Source organism: Streptomyces sp. NPDC012508 (assembly GCF_042902595.1).
Classification (GTDB): Bacteria; Actinomycetota; Actinomycetes; order Streptomycetales; family Streptomycetaceae; genus Streptomyces.
The window spans coordinates 124765-141524 of record NZ_JBIBEO010000008.1 but is presented as its reverse complement, the minus strand read 5'-3'; the positions used below and the strand labels follow the sequence as shown (position 1 = coordinate 141524).

Here is a 16760-nt window from a genome sequence, read left to right as displayed (position 1 = left end):
GCCGTCCGATGACCAAGGCCGGGGGCGGAACATTAGACTCGACAAATCGGCAAGCTCGACCAGCTCAATGGCAAGGAGGCACGGGTGGCATTGCTGACCCGTATCAGGGGACCGCGCGATCTGGACCGGCTCTCCCCGGAACAGCTGGACCAGCTGGCCGAGGAGATCCGGACGTTTCTCGTGGACGCCGTCTCCAAGACCGGCGGCCACCTCGGCCCGAACCTCGGCGTGGTCGAGCTGACCATCGCCCTGCACCGTGTCTTCGACTCCCCGAAGGACAAGGTCCTCTTCGACACCGGCCACCAGAGCTACGTCCACAAGCTGCTCACCGGCCGCCAGGACTTCTCGAAGCTGAAGATGAAGGGCGGCCTGTCCGGCTACCCCTCACAGGCCGAGTCCGAGCACGACGTCATCGAGAACTCGCACGCCTCCACGGTCCTCGGCTGGGCCGACGGCCTGGCCAAGGCCAACGAGGTCCTCAAGAAGGACGACCACGTCGTCGCCGTCATCGGTGACGGAGCCCTCACCGGCGGTATGGCCTGGGAGGCGCTGAACAACATCGCCGCCGCCAAGGACCGCCCGCTGGTCATCGTCGTCAACGACAACGAGCGCTCCTACGCCCCCACGATCGGCGGCCTCGCCAACCACCTGGCCACGCTCCGCACGACCGACGGCTACGAGCGCTTCCTCGCCCGCGGCAAGGACATCCTGGAGCGCACCCCCGTCGTCGGGAAGCCGCTCTACGAGACCCTGCACGGTGCCAAGAAGGGCCTGAAGGACTTCATCGCCCCGCAGGGCATGTTCGAGGACCTCGGCCTGAAGTACGTCGGCCCCATCGACGGCCACGACATCGAGGCCCTGGAGTCCGCCCTGACGCGCGCCAAGCGCTTCGGCGGCCCGGTCATCGTCCACTGCCTCACCGAGAAGGGCCGCGGCTACCAGCCCGCGCTCCAGGACGAGGCCGACCGCTTCCACGCCGTCGGCAAGATCCACCCCGACACCGGTCTGCCGATCGCCTCCTCCGGCGCCGACTGGACCGGCGTCTTCGCGCAGGAGATGGTCGAGCTCGGCAAGGAGCGCCAGGACATCGTCGCGATCACCGCGGCCATGCTCCAGCCCGTCGGCCTCGACAAGTTCGCCAAGGCCTTCCCCGAGCGGGTGTACGACGTCGGCATCGCCGAGCAGCACGGCGCGGTCTCCGCCGCCGGCCTCGCCACCGGCGGCCTCCACCCCGTCTTCGCGGTCTACGCGACCTTCCTCAACCGCGCCTTCGACCAGGTCCTCATGGACGTGGCCCTGCACAAGTGCGGTGTCACCTTCGTCCTGGACCGGGCCGGCATCACCGGCACCGACGGCGCCTCCCACAACGGTATGTGGGACATGTCGATCCTTCAGGTCGTCCCCGGCCTGCGGCTCGCCGCGCCGCGCGACGCCGACCAGGTCCGCGCCCAGCTGCGCGAGGCCGTCGACGTCACCGACGCGCCGACCGTCGTCCGCTTCTCCAAGGGCGCCGTCGGCCCCGCCGTACCGGCCCTGCGCCGCGTCGGCGGCATGGACGTGCTCCGCGAGCCGGGCACGGACACGCCCGACGTCCTCCTGGTCTCCGTCGGCGCGCTCGCGCCGATGTGCCTGGAGATCGCCGACCTGCTCGACAAGCAGGGCATCTCGACCACCGTTGTCGACCCCCGCTGGGTCAAGCCGGTCGACGAGGCGCTCGCCCCGCTCGCCGAGCAGCACCGGGTCGTCGTCACCGTCGAGGACAACAGCCGCGTGGGCGGCGTCGGCTCGGCCGTCTCCCAGGCCCTGCGCGACGCCGGAGTGGACGTACCGCTGCGCGACTTCGGCATCCCGCCGCGCTTCCTCGACCACGCCTCGCGTGCCGAGGTGATGGCCGAGATCGGTCTGACCGCCCCGGACATCGCCCGTCAGGTCACCGGCCTCGTCTCGCGCCTCGACGGGAAGTACGAGGACAGCCGAGCCGTGGAGCCCGCCCGCGACTGATTCTCGTCACCGCGCGTCACCATTGGGCCGGTCGGACCACCCCGCGGGGTTGCCGACCGGCCCGTTCGTGTGAAACCTGTTGGTTCGACAGGCGCCATCCCTTCGGGGTCTCGATCATGGGTGTCGGGACCGACGGTACGGAGGTACGACGGTGAGTACGGATCAGCAACCACCACGAGCGAACTCCGGGATGTTCCGGACGAAAACGGTCGAGCAGTCGATCCGCGACACGGAGGAACCGGAGCACGCGCTCAAGAAATCGCTCTCTGCCTGGGACCTGGTGGTCTTCGGCGTCGGCGTCATCATCGGCACCGGCATCTTCGTGCTCACCGGCAAGGTGGCCAAGGAGAACGCGGGGCCGGCCACCGCGCTGGCCTTCGTCGCGGCCGGCATCGTCTGCGCGCTCGCGGCTCTGTGCTACGCCGAGTTCGCGTCGACGGTCCCCGTCGCCGGTTCGGCCTACACCTTCGCGTACGCCTCCATCGGCGAACTCCCGGCCTGGATCATCGGCTGGGACCTCGTCCTGGAGTTCGCGCTCGGCACGGCCGTCGTCGCGGTGGGCTGGTCCGGCTACGTACGGTCCCTCATGGACAACGTGGACTGGCATCTACCAGCCGCGCTGGAAGGGCCCGACGTGCCAGGGGGCACGTTCGACATCCTGGCCTTCCTGCTCGTCCTGGTGCTGACCGTGGTCCTCGTCCTGGGCATGAAGCTGTCCGCCCGCATCACCGCGATCGTCGTGGCCATCAAGGTCACCGTCGTCATGATCGTGATCATCGCGGGTCTCTTCTTCATCGTGGGCTCCAACTACGACCCCTTCATCCCCGACGCGGTCACCCCGCCGGGCGGCGGCTCCGCCTGGGACGCCCCGCTCGTCCAGACGATCTTCGGGTACGAGCCCACCAACTTCGGCGTCATGGGCATCTTCACCGCCGCGTCGGTCGTGTTCTTCGCCTTCATCGGCTTCGACGTGGTCGCCACCGCCGCCGAGGAGACCAAGGTTCCGCAGCGCGACATGCCTCGCGGCATCCTGGGCTCCCTGTTCATCTGCACCGTGCTCTACGTCGCCGTGGCCCTGGTCGTGACCGGCATGCAGCACTACAGCGAGCTCTCCGTGAGCGCTCCGCTCGCCGACGCCTTCAAGTCGGTCGGACACCCCTTCTACGCCGGCGTGATCAGCTTCGGCGCCGCCGTCGGTCTGACCACCGTCTGCCTGATCCTGCTGCTCGGCCAGACCCGGGTGTTCTTCGCGATGAGCCGTGACGGGCTGCTGCCGCGGTTCTTCTCCGTCACGCACCCGCGCTTCAGGACGCCGTACCGGCCGACCATCCTGCTCGGCGTGGTCATCGCCATCGTGGCCGGCTTCACCAGCATCAACGAGCTGGCGACCCTGGTGAACATCGGCACGCTGTTCGCCTTCGTCATGGTCGCGATCGGCGTGATGGTGCTCCGCCGCACCCGCCCCGACCTGCACCGCGCCTTCCGCACCCCCTGGGTGCCGGTGCTCCCGATCCTCTCCATCGCCGCGTCGGTCTGGCTCATGCTCAACCTGCCCGGCGAGACCTGGTTCCGCTTCGCGGTCTGGATGGCCATCGGCGTCGTCGTGTACTTCCTGTACGGCCGCTCCCACAGCCGTCTGGGCAAGGCGGACAAGGGCGCGCTGTACTGACGCGCCGTTCGTGAGAGGCATCTCCGCAAGAAGGGTGCGAACCGGCGAGGCCGGTTCGCACCCTTCTTCGGTGGACGTGGGGATCAGCCGCCGGTGGCGGGGGACTTCTTGGCCGACTCCGGGATCCGGGTGTCCTCGCGGATCGCCTTCCACAGCCTGGAGGCGTTGGGCTCGTACGCGACCACCCGGTTCGGGTCCTTCTTGTCGTACGCGACCGGCAGCATGATGGTCTCCATGCTGCTCGGGTCGACGCCGTTCAGGGACCGGGCGAACTCGCTGAGCGCGGTGAGCGAGGCGAGCCCGGAGTCGGTGGTCAGCGCCTTGGTCGCGGAGTCGGCGACCTCGTAGGTCTTGGTGGGGCTGCTCAGCAGATCCTGCTTGCGGACCTCGGTGAGCAGCGCGGTGAGGAACTTCTGCTGGTTGCCGATGCGGCCGAGGTCGCTGCCGTCGCCGACGCCGTACCGGGTCCGGACGAAGGCCAGGGACTGCGTGCCGTCGAGCCGCTGCGGGCCGGCGGCGAGGTCGAGGCCTGCCGAGCCGTTCCTGATGGGCTCCTCGATGTCGACGGTGACGCCGCCGATGGCGTCGACGAGGTCCTTGAAGCCCGCGAAGTCGATCTCCAGGTAGTGGTCGAGCCGCACGCCGCTCATCTTCTCGACGGTCTTCATCACACAGGCCGGTCCGTACTGCGCGAACACGGAGTTGAACATCACACGCTGCGCGGCCGGCGCGGTGCCGCCCCCGGACTTCTGGCACTCGGGCCGGGTGACGAGGGTGTCGCGGGGGATGCTGACCGCGACCGCCTGGGTGCGGCCCTCCGGTATGTGGACCACCAGAGCGGTGTCGGAGCGGGCGCCGCTCACCTTCCCGCCGTCCAGGTCCGCGTTGGCCCCGGCGCGCGAGTCGGAGCCGAGGACCAGCAGGTTCTGTCCGGTGGTCGGGAGCTTCTGCGGGCGGTCGTCGCCGAGCGCCTTGTCGACGTCGACGGCCTTGATGTTGCCGTCGAGGCTGCTGTACATCCAGTACGCGGTGCCGCCCGCGGCGAGGGCCAGAACGAGCAGCGTCAGCAGGATGATCCGCCCGGTCCTGCGCTTGCGCCTGGGAGCCTTGCGGGAGCGGCCGGCGGACGGACCGCCGTCGGTTCCGGCGTCCGGCGTACGTATGTCCTGACTCATCGCGCGTGCATCCTCGAATTTCTGAACCCGCTGCGGGTTACGGCGACCCGGCACCCCCCCCGGGGCATCAGGATCCGCACAGCTCCTGTGGAGCGTGCAGTATAGGCCGCCGTGTGCACGGGTGTTCGCGGGGTGTTCGAGAAACGGCCACGCAACCGCCACATATGATGCGACGGTCATATGGTCGGAGTGGGGGAGTCTGGGGTGTCGCGGAGAGCCATGCGTGCCGGTGGGCCTGCCCCTCGGCCCGGCGTCGGAGCCCCGGACGGACGGCGGGCGGACCGCGCCGCCGCAGGTCGGTGGCTGGTACGCGGCAGGGACGGCCGGCTCACGGCGTACGCGCAGAGTGCCGAGCGGCTGCTGCGCTGGACCGAGGTACGCCCCGGCGGACCGGAGTGGACCGGCCCGGACGTGTTCGAGGTGCCCGGCGTCTCCCGGCTCACGGTGGCACAGGGCGCCGACGGTTACGTCCATGTCCTGGGCCGGCGTTCGGTCCTCGGCGACGACGGCGTCACCCTCGTCGACCTCGTGCACGCCACCCAGTACCAGAGCGGCCGCCCCCTGGGCCCCCTGCACTCCGCCGGGAGTCCGTACCGCGACCCCGAGCGTTCGGCGCGGCTCGGCGAACCCGCGGCCGTCGTCGGCGCGTCGGGTGCGCTCTGGCTCTTCGTCCGCAACGCGGGCGGGGGTGTCTCGGCGCGTACCGACGGAGCCTCCGGCGGCTGGAAGTCCTGGCGGGACCTCAAGGGCTCGGGGGTGCGCGGCGATCTCGCGCCCGCCGTGGACTCGGCGGGGCGGGTCGAACTCCTCGCGCCAGGACGGTCGGGGGCCCTGCACTGGGGCCGGCAGGAGGCGGGCGGCGAGCCGCGCCGCGCGCCGGACGTACCTGTCGTACCCGCCGAGAGCAGCCTCACGGCGCTGGAGACCTCGCCGGACCGGATCACGTACTACTGGGCCGACGCGGCCACCGGCACGCTCATGGCCCACCGTCCCGGGGGCTGGGTGATCCCGCTCGGCGGGGTGCCCTCCGCCGGGCGGCCCGCCGCGCTGCGCGCGCCGATCGACGGCTACGACTGCACGGTGCTCGCGCACCGGGCCGAGGACGGTCAGATCATGCTGGCCGCCTGTGGGTCCGAGCAGGAGGACGCGGGGCTCTGGTGGGCGTCCACCGGTGAGACGAGTCCGGGCGACCCGGGGCTGGCCCTCGACGCCCACGGACGGATCGTGCTGGCCGTGGTCGGGGCGGACGGCCGGCTCCACGTGTCCCGTCAGAAGCCCGAGCAGGGACTCGCGATGGGCCGCGCCGCCCGGTTCTGAGCCGCCGCGCGTGTTCCCTCGTTGCCCTTCTCACACCGAGGTCGCCGACGGGTCGTTCCTTGATTTCAGGTGAATAACAGGCGACGAAAAGTCCTGGCCTGAGATGGACAGACCGTAAGTAAATTGTGAAGATGTATCGGTCATCGACTGTTGTCCCGCTCATGGCACGCGCCCCGTCAGGAAGAACCTGACCCGCGCTCAGGGCGGCGGCTGCTCGATGGGGGGATTCGAGGACCGCCCACTCCAGGGCGCTCCTTGTTCGAGCAGTGCTCGGGGTCCGCTTCGGCGGGCCACGACGATCCGACGACAGTGTGTTGGGAGCGTGCAGAACTACGGTGGCGAGCCTCAAGAACCCTGAGGCCAGTGCCCTTGTCTCGACGTACCGTTCGCTGTTGCCCGTCAGGGCGCGACGGCGGATCGTCCGACGGATTCCCCGTCCGATGCGTCAAGGCGTCATGGGAGCTCTGGCGACCTTCGACGCCACCCGCTCGGCGTTCGTGGTCCGTGCCCTCGGCGGCCGGCCGACCAAGGCACGGCACAGCGCGCGCGCCCTGCTCCGCGTCGTCAGGGTGAACGGCCGGCACATGCGCGCCGTGGAGGTCCCCGGCATCACCGAGTGGGCCGCCCGCGCCCGCAACCTTCATCTCCTCGTCGCGCTCCTGGAAGAATCGGACATCCCGTACTTCTGCGTCCGGGGCACCGCGAAGGACCTGCCCTGCGTGGCGGTCCCGGCGCGACTGCGCGACGACGTCGAAGAACTCCTCCAGTTCGGCTTCGCCCGCAACCCCGGCTACGCCGGCGACGCCACGGGCCGTCAGATGCGCTCCGGTGTCGAGCCCTCCACCTGGCGCAGGCTGCGCTCGGCCACGGTCGTCCGGCTCGCCTGGAACGTCTGCGACCCCACCGCCCACCTCGTCTTCGGCGCCGAGTCCGGCTGCGACCTGGAGTTCTGGCGCGAGGAGGACGGGAAGCTGATCGCGCCCCGCCCCAACAGCGTGGTGACCGAGGTCCCGCACGACCACGAGCGCCGCTGGGCCGAGCAGAAGCTCTTCAGCGCCGTCCCCGCCCCCTACCACACCGGACACGCCCGGACCCTGCCCGAGTTCATGGCGCCCCTGCCCGGCGACCACCCGTTCCCGGTCGACGTCGTCTACACCTGGGTCGACGACTCCGACCCGGTCTGGCGCGAGAGCAAGGACGCCGCGCGCCGCCTGCTCGCCCAGGACGCCGACGCGCCGCCGCACGAGCAGGCAGCCAACGACGCGCGCTTCACCAGCCGCGACGAACTGCGCTACTCCCTGCGCTCGATCCACCAGAACGCCCCGTGGGTGCGGAACATCTTCCTGGTCACCGCCGGACAGGTGCCCGGCTGGCTCCACACCGAACACCCCGGGCTGCGGGTCGTGGACCACCGTGAGATCTTCTCCGACCCCACGGCCCTGCCCACCTTCAACTCGCACGCCATCGAGAGCCAGCTGCACCACATCCCCGACCTGTCGGAGCACTTCCTCTACCTCAACGACGACGTGTTCTTCGGCCGCCCGGTCTCCCTGGGGTCCTTCTTCCACCCGAACGGCCTGACCAAGTTCTTCATGTCCAAGGCGCTGATCCCGTCCGGCCGGCCCAGCCCCGAGGACCTCCCGGTCAACGCGGCGGGCAAGAACAGCCGGGGCCTGATCGCCCAGCAGTTCGGCGTCGTCATCTCGCAGAAGATGAAGCACACCCCTCACGCGCTGCGCCGCAGCGTGCTCGCCGAGATCGAGCAGACCTACGAGCTGGCGCACCGCACCACCCAGCACTCGCGCTTCCGTTCCCCGCAGGACGTGCCCATCGCCTCGTCCCTGCACCACTACTACGCCTACCACTCGGCGCGCGCGACCATCGGCGACCTGCGCTACCAGTACATCGACATCGGGGACCGGATGGCCCAGCAACGTCTCGACAGGCTCCTCGCCCGACGGGACTTCGACACCTTCTGCATCAACGACACCGTCGTCCCCGAGGACCGGGACGCCCAGGCACGGATGGTCCAGCGCTTCCTCGACGGTTACTTCCCCGTCCCCAGCCCCTACGAGGGGCCGGACGCCGAGACTCTTCCCACCCGTCGGCTCGCCGAACTGGAGCGTGCGCTGTGATCGGAGCCGTACGACGACGTCTCGGCAGGCTGCGCCGCGCCACGATCGCGCTGGTCGTGCGATGGCGGGCCTGGTGGATGCAGCGCGTCTTCCTGCCGCTGCGTGGCCGCCGCGCCGCCCGGCTGCGCTACGCCGCCGTGCTCGACGGACAGACCCTCAACCTCCACGCCGAACTGCCCGCGACGGCCCACGGGGCCGACCGCGCGGAGATCGTCGTCAGCGGCCGACGCCGCCGGCACGTCACCGAGGCACGGGTGTACGACGACGGGCAGGGCAGGACGCTCGTGGACGCGGCCGTACTGCTCGGTGCGGGCGTCGGCGGCGCCGACCTCACCCCCGGCCGCTGGCGGCTGCGGCTGCGCGTCGAGGCTGGCCGTCGCACCCGGCGGCTCCCGCTGCTGCTCCTCGACGCACCGCACTCCTACGAGGGCACCACCCGCCCCATGGACGCCTCACCCGTCACCGGCGACCGCTACCGGATCGGCTGGACGGCGACCGGCAACGCCCGGATCCGCTGCACCCCCGCGCGGCCCGCCGTGGAGGTCGTGGACGTCCACATCGAGCACGCCCGGATCGACGTGGACGTACGGCTCCTCGGCATGGCGGACGCGGCGGGCTGGAGCGAGTTCGTCGCCTCCGGACGGCGGGTCCGCCGTGACCTCGCCGAGGTCGAGCCGGGCGTCTGGCGCGTCGAGGTGCCCCTCGCCGACATGGTCCCCCGCGCCGACCGCCGCGAGCACTGGGACGTCGTTCTCTGCGGCGCGGGCCGCCGACCGCTGCGCTTCGCGCGCCGGCTGCACGATCTCAGCAACCCTCAGCGGGTCTTCTCCATGCGCAAGATCGTGGTCGCCCCGCAGCGCGACCACCTGATGACGATCGAACCGCGATACACGCCCACGGGCAATCTGCGGTTCACCTGCAGCCGTGTGTCCACGGCCGCCTAAGGACGTACATGAAGGTCACCTTTCTCCTCAGCGCCGCCGACACGATGGGCGACGCCGAACGCGCCGTGTTCCACCAGGCGTCCGAACTCGCCGTGCGCCACGAGGTCGGTGTCCTCAGCGTGTTCAAGGTCCGGCGCCGGAGGTTCACGCCGCCCGACGAGCGGGTGGCGGTCCGTTTCCTGATCGAGGCGGCCGGCCCCCAGCAGAGCGCGACGCGCCGGGGCGGACCCGACCCGGCCGCCGCCGCCGCGCTCGCCGCGCTGCCCAGCGAGATCGTCGAGCGCCGCTGGGACGACACGTTCAGCCGGCTCTCCGACATCGAGACCGAACTCGCCCTGCGGTCCCTCGACACGGACGTGCTCGTCACCACCTCGCCGGCCCTGATGGCGCTGGCCGCGCGGTACGCCCCCGACTCCCTGCTCCTCGTCCACCAGGAGCAGCGCGTCTCGGAGCTCGGCGGGCCCGAGGGCGAGCCGCTGCTGCGCCACACTCCGCGGTTCGACGCCGTCACCTTCCCGAGCCCTCGCTCGTACGAGTGGTTCGCCGAGAGCTTCGGCGCCGGAGCCCCCCGGCTCGCCGTCATCCCGCCGGTCCTCGGCGGCGGGTTCCGGCCGCGCTCCACCCTGGAGACCAGGATCGTCACCCTCGCCGCCCGCCTCGAGGAGCGGGCCGGGGTCGCCCAGGCCCTCAACGCCTGGGCGATGGCGGGCCCGTACCACCCGACCTGGACCCTGCGCATCCTCGGCGACGGACCGCTCTCCGGCGCCCTGCGCAAGCGCCGCGACCAGCTCGGCCTCCACAACACCGTCCAGCTCGTCGGCGAGGCCACGCACCCGGCGGAGGAGTGGGCCAAGGCGAGCATCGCCCTGAGCACCGCACGCGAGGACGCGGTCGGCCTCTCGCTGATGGAGGCGCAGACGGCCGGTGTCCCGGTCGTCGCGTACGACTGCCCCAACGCGCCCCGCGACGTGGTGATGGACGGCCACACCGGCCTCCTCGTCACGCCGGACGACACCGAGGCCCTCGCCCACACCCTGATGAGCCTGATGGAGGACGCCTCGCTGCGGCACGGCCTCGGGGCGAGCGCCGCCGGATACGCCGACCGGTTCCGGTCCGCCGAGTCCACCGCCCGCTGGGAGGAACTGCTCACCGCGCTCGCGGCCGACCGCGCCACCGACCGCGCCCGGGCCAGGGCCGAGCGGATGGCCGCCCAGGCCGTGTACGGCGACTCCGAGGGCGTGGCCAGGGCCGCCGCGGCCGCCCCGCCGAGCACCGCGCGGACCCGCAAGCTCCGCGACGCCGAGGAACAGCTCCTCAAGCAGGACGCCGGGCTGGTCAGGGACGGCGGCCAGGTGTGCCGGGTCATCGACTCCGAGACCCCCTTCGACATCGCGCACGCCAACCTGGGGCTCGTGGCCGACGCCCTGGAGGGCGCCCGCATCCCGTACTTCGTCGTCCGGGACTCCAAGGTGCGCGCCTCCGTCGCGGTCCACTCCGACCACCGCGAGGCCGTGTTCAAGGCGATCGCCGACACGCACCGTACGAGCGCCGTCTACGTGGCGCTCCTCAACGACGCCGACGCCGAGACCGTGACCACCCTGGCCTCGCTCTCCTCCACCTACCTCCGGACCGAGTGCACCGGTCTGCGCGTCTACGGCAGCGCGGTCGCCGCCACGGGAACGCTGCGCATCGGCGCGACGTACGGCTGTGTCATCTCCTTCTGGGACGACGATCCGGAGGACGACCGCTACTACGTCTCCCCGCGCCGCACCCTGATCGGCGTCCGGGTGCCCAAGGCCTCCATGCGCCAGGCGCGGACGACGGTGGCCGACCGCCCGCTGCCCACCATCGAGCCGTACGCGGCCACCCTCCACCACGACATCCCCTTCCCCATCGATGCCGTGTACACCTGGGTCGACGGCGCCGACGTCGCCTGGCTGGAGCGGAAGAACGCCGTCCTGGCAGCGCTGGGCATGGTCACGGAGGACGCGGCGACCAGTGCCGCCCGGTTCCGCAATCGCGACGAACTGCGCTACTCCCTCCGCTCCATCGACATGTACACGCCCTGGATCCGGAACATCTACCTGGTCACCGACCGCCAGGTCCCGGCCTGGCTGGACACCTCCCACCCCCGCGTGCGGGTGGTCGACCACACGGAGATCTTCGGCGGCCAGGGCGCCCTGCCCACGTACAACTCGCACGCCATCGAGAGCCGGCTGCACCACATCGAGGGGCTGGCCGAACACTTCCTCTACTTCAACGACGACGTGTTCGCCGCCCGTCCCCTCCAGCCCGACCTCTTCTATCTGAGCAACGGCCAGGCGAAGCACTTCACCTCCTCCAACGCCATCCCCATGGGACCGGTCATGGAAGGCGACGAGTTCAGCCGGATCGCCGCGAAGAACAACCGGGAACTGATCGCCGGCATGTTCGGCCGCACCCTGGTCAACTCCTTCATCCACGCACCGCACCCCCTGCGCCGCAGTGTCATGGCCGACCTGGAGGCGTACTTCCCCGACGCGATGGCACAGACCGCGCACAACCAGCTGCGCAGCCCGAGCGACGTCTCCGCGGCCTCCTCGCTGCACCACTACTTCGGCTACTACACCTCACGCAGCGTGCCCGGCAAGATCTCCTGCGGCTTCGTCAACGTGGGTCTGAGCGAACAGGTCAAGAAGCTCAACCGGCTCCTCGCCACCCGGTCGAACGACGTGTTCTGCCTCAACGACTTCCATGACGGGGACGTCTCCGAGGACGAGCAGGACGCCACGCTCGCCGCCTTCCTGCCCAGCTACTTCCCCATCGCCAGCCAGTTCGAGACCGGCTCGCCCCGCAACCACCGGTTCCACGCGGGCCGGCTTCCCGGCGGGACGGTGGCGTAGCCCACGGCGGCATCAGGCACTCCCGGCACCCACTAAAGTCGACGAACAGCAGTCCGAGCGGACCTGCCCATTCCGATGCTGACCTGTCGACCGGAGCGCTGGACCCCATGGCATATCGATCCGAGGACCCGACCCACCGTCCGAAGGGGCCGTTCACCGTCCCGACGCTGCGCGGGGGATGGCTCACCCGTGGCACGGAGGGCCTCTTCAGCGCGTACCTGCTCAGGGACGGCGAGGTGGTGCGCTGGACGGAGGACACCGACGGCCGGTGGAGCGGCGCGGTCTCCCTCGGCGGTGGCGGACTCCTGCCGATCCTGGCGGTCGGACAGGGCGCCGACCGCTACGTCCACCTCGTGGGGCTGCGTCCCGTACCCGGCGAGGAGGAGCACGTCGAGCTGGTGCACACCACCCAGTTCCAGACGGGCCGCCCGACGGTCGAGTGGCGCTCGCTCGCCCACTCCAACGGCAAGAGCTTCAAGTGGACCGGCAACCCGAGCATCGCGGTCGACGCCGAGGGACGCGCGTACGTCTTCACCCGCAACGGTGGCGGCGGACTCAGCGTCCGGGCTCAGAAGCAGAACGGCGGCTGGCACCCCTGGTGGGACCTGATGGGCAGCGGCACCGACCCCTCGCCCGTCGCCGTCACCAACGGTGACGGTCTCGTCGAGCTGTACACGGCCACCGCAAAGGGGCTGCTGCGCTACGTCCAGGAGGAGCCCGGCGGCAAGCCGGTGCGGCAGGACGTGGTGCCCGCCGCCGTGACCCTCGGCACGCTGGCCGCGGTGACCGGGCCCTCGGGGCACGTGACCCTCTTCTACCTCGACAAGGAGGGGCGCGTCTGCGTCTGGTCCCCGGGCCGCTCGCCCGAGGCGACGCCGTTCGTCGACGCCGTGGGAACGGGACCGCTCGCGGCGGCCTCCTGCCGGATCGACGGCTTCGACTGCACGGTCCTGGCCCAGCAGTCCGCCGACGGGCGGCTCGCGCTCGCCGCGTACCCCGCCGAGCAGGAGACGGCCGGCGCCAAGTGGACGGAGACGGGCGCCCCGCAGGGTCCGCTCACGACCACCCTCACCCAGGCCGTGGACGGCGGTCTCGTGGCCATGACGGTGGCCGACGGACCGGTGCTGCTCACCATGCGGCAGAAGACGGCGTCCGACGGCTTCCAGCTGGGCGCCTGGCACTCCCTGGTCTGACCCTCCGCACCGCGCACCGCGAACGCGCACCGCGCAACACGAACGGCCCCGGCACCAGAAAGGTGCCGGGGCCGTTCGCGTACGTGGCGTTAGGCCGGGACGCTCGCGACGCCCTGCGCGAGGAACGGCTTGCCGTTCACCCGCTGGGAGACGCCCTCACGGTCCAGGTACGGCGTGATGCCGCCCAGGTGGAAGGGCCAGCCCGCGCCCGTGATCAGGCAGAGGTCGATGTCCTGCGCCTCGGCGACGACACCCTCCTCCAGCATCAGGCCGATCTCCTGCGCCACCGCGTCCAGGACGCGGTCGCGGACCTGCTCCTCGGTCAGGACGACATCGCCCTGCTTGAGGAGCGCGGCGACCTCGGGGTCCAGCTCCGGCTTGCCGGAGTCGTAGACGTAGAAGCCGCGCTTGCCGGCCTTGACGACGGCCGCCAGGTTCGGGGAAACGGTGAAGCGCTCCGGGAAGGCGCGGTTCAGGGTCTCGGAGACGTGCAGACCGATCGCCGGGCCGACGAGCTCCAGGAGGACCAGCGGGGACATCGGCAGACCGAGCGGCTCGATGGCCTTCTCGGCCGTCTCGACCGAGGTGCCCTCGTCGATGACGTTCTGGATCTCGCCCATGAAGCGGGTCAGGATGCGGTTCACGACGAACGCCGGGGCGTCCTTGGTGAGGACCGCGGTCTTCTTGAGCTTCTTCGCGACACCGAACGCGGTGGCGAGGGAGGCGTCGTCCGTCTTCTCACCGCGGACGATCTCCAGGAGCGGGAGGATCGCGACCGGGTTGAAGAAGTGGAAGCCGACCACGCGCTCCGGGTGCTGGAGCTTGGACGCCATCTCGGAGACCGACAGCGAGGAGGTGTTGGTGGCGAGGATCGCGTGCGCCGGAGCGACCGCCTCTACCTCCGCGAACACCTTCTGCTTGACGGACATCTCCTCGAACACGGCTTCGATGATGAAGTCCGCGTCCGCGAAGCCCTCGGCCTTGTCCAGGACACCGGAGACCAGGCCCTTGAGACGGTTGGCCTTGTCCTGGTTGATCCGGCCCTTGCCGAGCAGCTTCTCGATCTCGGCGTGGACGTAACCCACACCCTTGTCGACGCGCTCCTGGTCGATGTCGGTCAGGACGACCGGCACCTCGAGGCGGCGCAGGAAGAGCAGGGCGAGCTGGGAGGCCATCAGACCGGCGCCGACGACACCGACCTTGGTGACCGGGCGGGCCAGCGACTTGTCCGGGGCACCGGCCGGCCGCTTGGCGCGCTTCTGCACCAGGTTGAAGGCGTAGATGCCGGAGCGCAGCTCGCCGCCCATGATGAGGTCGGCCAGCGCCTGGTCCTCGGCGTCGAAACCGGCCTGGAGGTCGCCGTCCTTGGAGGCGGCGATGATGTCCAGGGCGCGGTACGCGGCCGGGGCCGCGCCGTGCACCTTGGAGTCGGCGATGAACCGGCCCTTGGCGACGGCCTGGTCCCAGCCCTCACCGCGGTCGATCTCCGGACGCTCCACCGTGACCGAGCCGTTGAGGACGGAGGCCGTCCAGATCAGCGACTGCTCCAGGAAGTCCGCGCCCTCGAAGATCGCGTCGGCGATGCCGAGCTCGAAGACCTGCTTGCCCTTGAGCTGACGGTTCTGGTTCAGAGAGTTCTCGATGATGACCGAGACGGCCTTCTCCGCGCCGATCAGGTTCGGCAGGATCGTGCAGCCGCCCCAGCCGGGGACCAGACCGAGGAAGACCTCGGGCAGCGAGAACGCCGGCAGCGCCTTGGAGACGGTGCGGTAGGTGCAGTGCAGACCGACCTCGACACCGCCGCCCATCGCCGCGCCGTTGTAGTACGCGAAGGTCGGCACGGCCAGCGCGGACAGACGCTTGAAGACGTCGTGGCCGCCCTTGCCGATGGCGAGCGCGTCGGAGTGCTGCTTGAGCAGCTCGACGCCCTTGAGGTCGGCGCCCACTGCGAAGATGAACGGCTTGCCGGTGATACCGACGCCGACGATCTCACCGTTGGCGGCCTCGGCCTCGACCTGGTCGATCGCGGTGTTGAGGTTCGCCAGGGACTGCGGACCGAAGGTGGTCGGCTTGGTGTGGTCGAAGCCGTTGTCCAGCGTGATCAGCGCGAACCGGCCCGCACCCGCGGGCAGTTCGAAGTGCCGTACGTGGGCGCTGGTGACGACCTCGTCCGGGAACAGCTCGGCCGCACCCTTCAGAAGCTCGGCGGTGGTGCTCACTTGCCCTCCCAGTGGGGGTTCTCCCAGATGACGGTGGCGCCCATGCCGAAGCCGACGCACATCGTGTTGAGGCCGTAACGGACCTGCGGGTTCTCCTCGAACTGGCGGGCCAGCTGCGTCATGAGACGGACGCCGGAGGAGGCGAGCGGGTGACCGTAGGCGATGGCGCCGCCGTACTGGTTGACGCGGGCGTCGTCGTCGGCGATGCCGTAGTGCTCGAGGAAGGCCAGCACCTGGACGGCGAAGGCCTCGTTGATCTCGAAGAGGCCGATGTCCTCGATGGACAGACCCGCCTGGGCGAGCGCCTTCTCGGTGGCCGGGATCGGGCCGTAGCCCATGACCTCGGGCTCGACGCCGGCGAAGGCGTACGAGACGAGGCGCATCTTCACCGGGAGGTCGTTCTCGCGGGCGAAGTCCTCGGAGGCGATGATCGAGGCGGTGGCGCCGTCGTTGAGACCGGCCGCGTTACCGGCGGTGACGTTGCCGTGGACGCGGAACGGCGTCTTCAGGCTGGCCAGCGACTCCAGGGTGGTGCCCGGGCGCATCGGCTCGTCGGCGGTGACCAGGCCCCAGCCGGTCTCGCCGGCCTCGGCGTTGGTGCGGCGGACCGAGATCGGCACCAGGTCCTGCTGGATCTTGCCGTCGGCGTACGCCTTGGCTGCCTTCTCCTGCGAGCGCACGGCGTACTCGTCGGCGCGCCGCTTGGTGATGCTCGGGTAGCGGTCGTGCAGGTTCTCGGCGGTCATGCCCATGAACAGGGCGGACTCGTCGACCAGCTTCTCGCTCACGAACCGCGGGTTCGGGTCGACGCCCTCGCCCATGGGGTGACGGCCCATGTGCTCGACGCCACCGGCGATGACGGCGTCGTACGCGCCGAACGCGATGGAGCCGGCGACCGAGGTCACGGCGGTGAGGGCACCGGCGCACATGCGGTCGATGGAGTAGCCCGGGACGGACTGCGGCAGCCCGGCGAGGATGCCCGCGGTGCGGCCGAGGGTCAGACCCTGGTCACCGATCTGCGTGGTGGCGGCGATGGCGACCTCGTCGATCTTCGCGGGGTCGAGACCGGGGTTGCGGCGCAGCAGCTCCCGGATGGCCTTCACGACGAGATCGTCGGCGCGGGTCTCGTGGTAGATGCCCTTCGGGCCCGCCTTGCCGAACGGGGTGCGGACGCCGTCGACGAAGACGACGTCCCTGACGGTACGAGGCACGATGGCTCTCCTCC

10 protein-coding genes are annotated in these 16760 nt (G+C 70.6%); 7 read left to right on the top strand and 3 right to left on the bottom strand.

The genetic code is table 11. The annotated features are described in order from the left end of the window. Window positions 1-84 precede the first annotated feature (84 nt). Window positions 85-2001: a 1-deoxy-D-xylulose-5-phosphate synthase gene (dxs, locus tag ACFY8U_RS26660; RefSeq protein WP_389574439.1), complete on the top strand. Its 1917-nt coding sequence runs from the start codon at window positions 85-87 to the stop codon at window positions 1999-2001. A gap of 190 nt (window positions 2002-2191) precedes the next feature. After that, window positions 2192-3670: an amino acid permease gene (locus tag ACFY8U_RS26655; RefSeq protein WP_389574437.1), complete on the top strand. Its 1479-nt coding sequence runs from the start codon at window positions 2192-2194 to the stop codon at window positions 3668-3670. Between the two features lie 83 nt (window positions 3671-3753). Here ACFY8U_RS26655 and ACFY8U_RS26650 read toward each other — a convergent pair whose 3' ends face one another. Next, on the bottom strand, window positions 3754-4845 hold the full coding sequence (locus tag ACFY8U_RS26650) for an LCP family protein (protein WP_389574434.1): 1092 nt from the start codon (window positions 4843-4845) through the stop codon (window positions 3754-3756). Between the two features lie 219 nt (window positions 4846-5064). Between ACFY8U_RS26650 and ACFY8U_RS26645 the strand changes: the two genes are divergently transcribed. From ACFY8U_RS26645 to ACFY8U_RS26625, 5 genes are all read left to right on the top strand, one after another. Next, window positions 5065-6162, top strand: a complete 1098-nt coding sequence (locus ACFY8U_RS26645) for a hypothetical protein (protein ID WP_389574431.1) — start codon at window positions 5065-5067, stop codon at window positions 6160-6162. 455 nt (window positions 6163-6617) lie between these two features. After that, on the top strand, window positions 6618-8297 hold the full coding sequence (locus ACFY8U_RS26640; protein WP_389574429.1) for a stealth family protein: 1680 nt from the start codon (window positions 6618-6620) through the stop codon (window positions 8295-8297). Continuing rightward, entirely contained in the window at window positions 8294-9241 is a 948-nt protein-coding gene (locus ACFY8U_RS26635) for a hypothetical protein (protein WP_389574426.1), read from the top strand. Before ACFY8U_RS26640 ends, ACFY8U_RS26635 begins: the two co-directional genes overlap by 4 nt. A gap of 8 nt (window positions 9242-9249) precedes the next feature. After that, the gene (locus ACFY8U_RS26630; protein ID WP_389574423.1) at window positions 9250-12123 is read left to right on the top strand and encodes a stealth conserved region 3 domain-containing protein; all 2874 of its coding nucleotides are present in this window, start codon (window positions 9250-9252) and stop codon (window positions 12121-12123) included. A gap of 107 nt (window positions 12124-12230) precedes the next feature. After that, window positions 12231-13316, top strand: a complete 1086-nt coding sequence (locus ACFY8U_RS26625; protein ID WP_389574420.1) for a hypothetical protein — start codon at window positions 12231-12233, stop codon at window positions 13314-13316. A gap of 89 nt (window positions 13317-13405) precedes the next feature. Here ACFY8U_RS26625 and ACFY8U_RS26620 read toward each other — a convergent pair whose 3' ends face one another. Together ACFY8U_RS26620 and ACFY8U_RS26615 are read right to left on the bottom strand one after the other, a co-directional pair. Beyond that, entirely contained in the window at window positions 13406-15535 is a 2130-nt protein-coding gene (locus ACFY8U_RS26620) for a 3-hydroxyacyl-CoA dehydrogenase NAD-binding domain-containing protein (RefSeq protein ID WP_361440992.1), read from the bottom strand. Next, window positions 15532-16746, bottom strand: a complete 1215-nt coding sequence (locus ACFY8U_RS26615; protein ID WP_389574417.1) for a thiolase family protein — start codon at window positions 16744-16746, stop codon at window positions 15532-15534. The genes ACFY8U_RS26620 and ACFY8U_RS26615 overlap by 4 nt, the downstream gene beginning before the upstream one ends. Window positions 16747-16760: the final 14 nt, after the last annotated feature.

Excerpts from the sequence above, each read along its gene's own strand:
- ACFY8U_RS26650 (WP_389574434.1), bottom strand. The coding sequence starts at position 4,845 with ATGAGTCAGGACATACGTACGCCGGACGCCGGAACCGACGGCGGTCCG.
- ACFY8U_RS26640 (WP_389574429.1), top strand. The coding sequence starts at position 6,618 with ATGGGAGCTCTGGCGACCTTCGACGCCACCCGCTCGGCGTTCGTGGTC.
- ACFY8U_RS26645 (WP_389574431.1), top strand. The coding sequence starts at position 5,065 with ATGCGTGCCGGTGGGCCTGCCCCTCGGCCCGGCGTCGGAGCCCCGGAC.
- ACFY8U_RS26625 (WP_389574420.1), top strand. The coding sequence starts at position 12,231 with ATGGCATATCGATCCGAGGACCCGACCCACCGTCCGAAGGGGCCGTTC.
- ACFY8U_RS26655 (WP_389574437.1), top strand. The coding sequence starts at position 2,192 with ATGTTCCGGACGAAAACGGTCGAGCAGTCGATCCGCGACACGGAGGAA.
- ACFY8U_RS26630 (WP_389574423.1), top strand. The coding sequence starts at position 9,250 with ATGAAGGTCACCTTTCTCCTCAGCGCCGCCGACACGATGGGCGACGCC.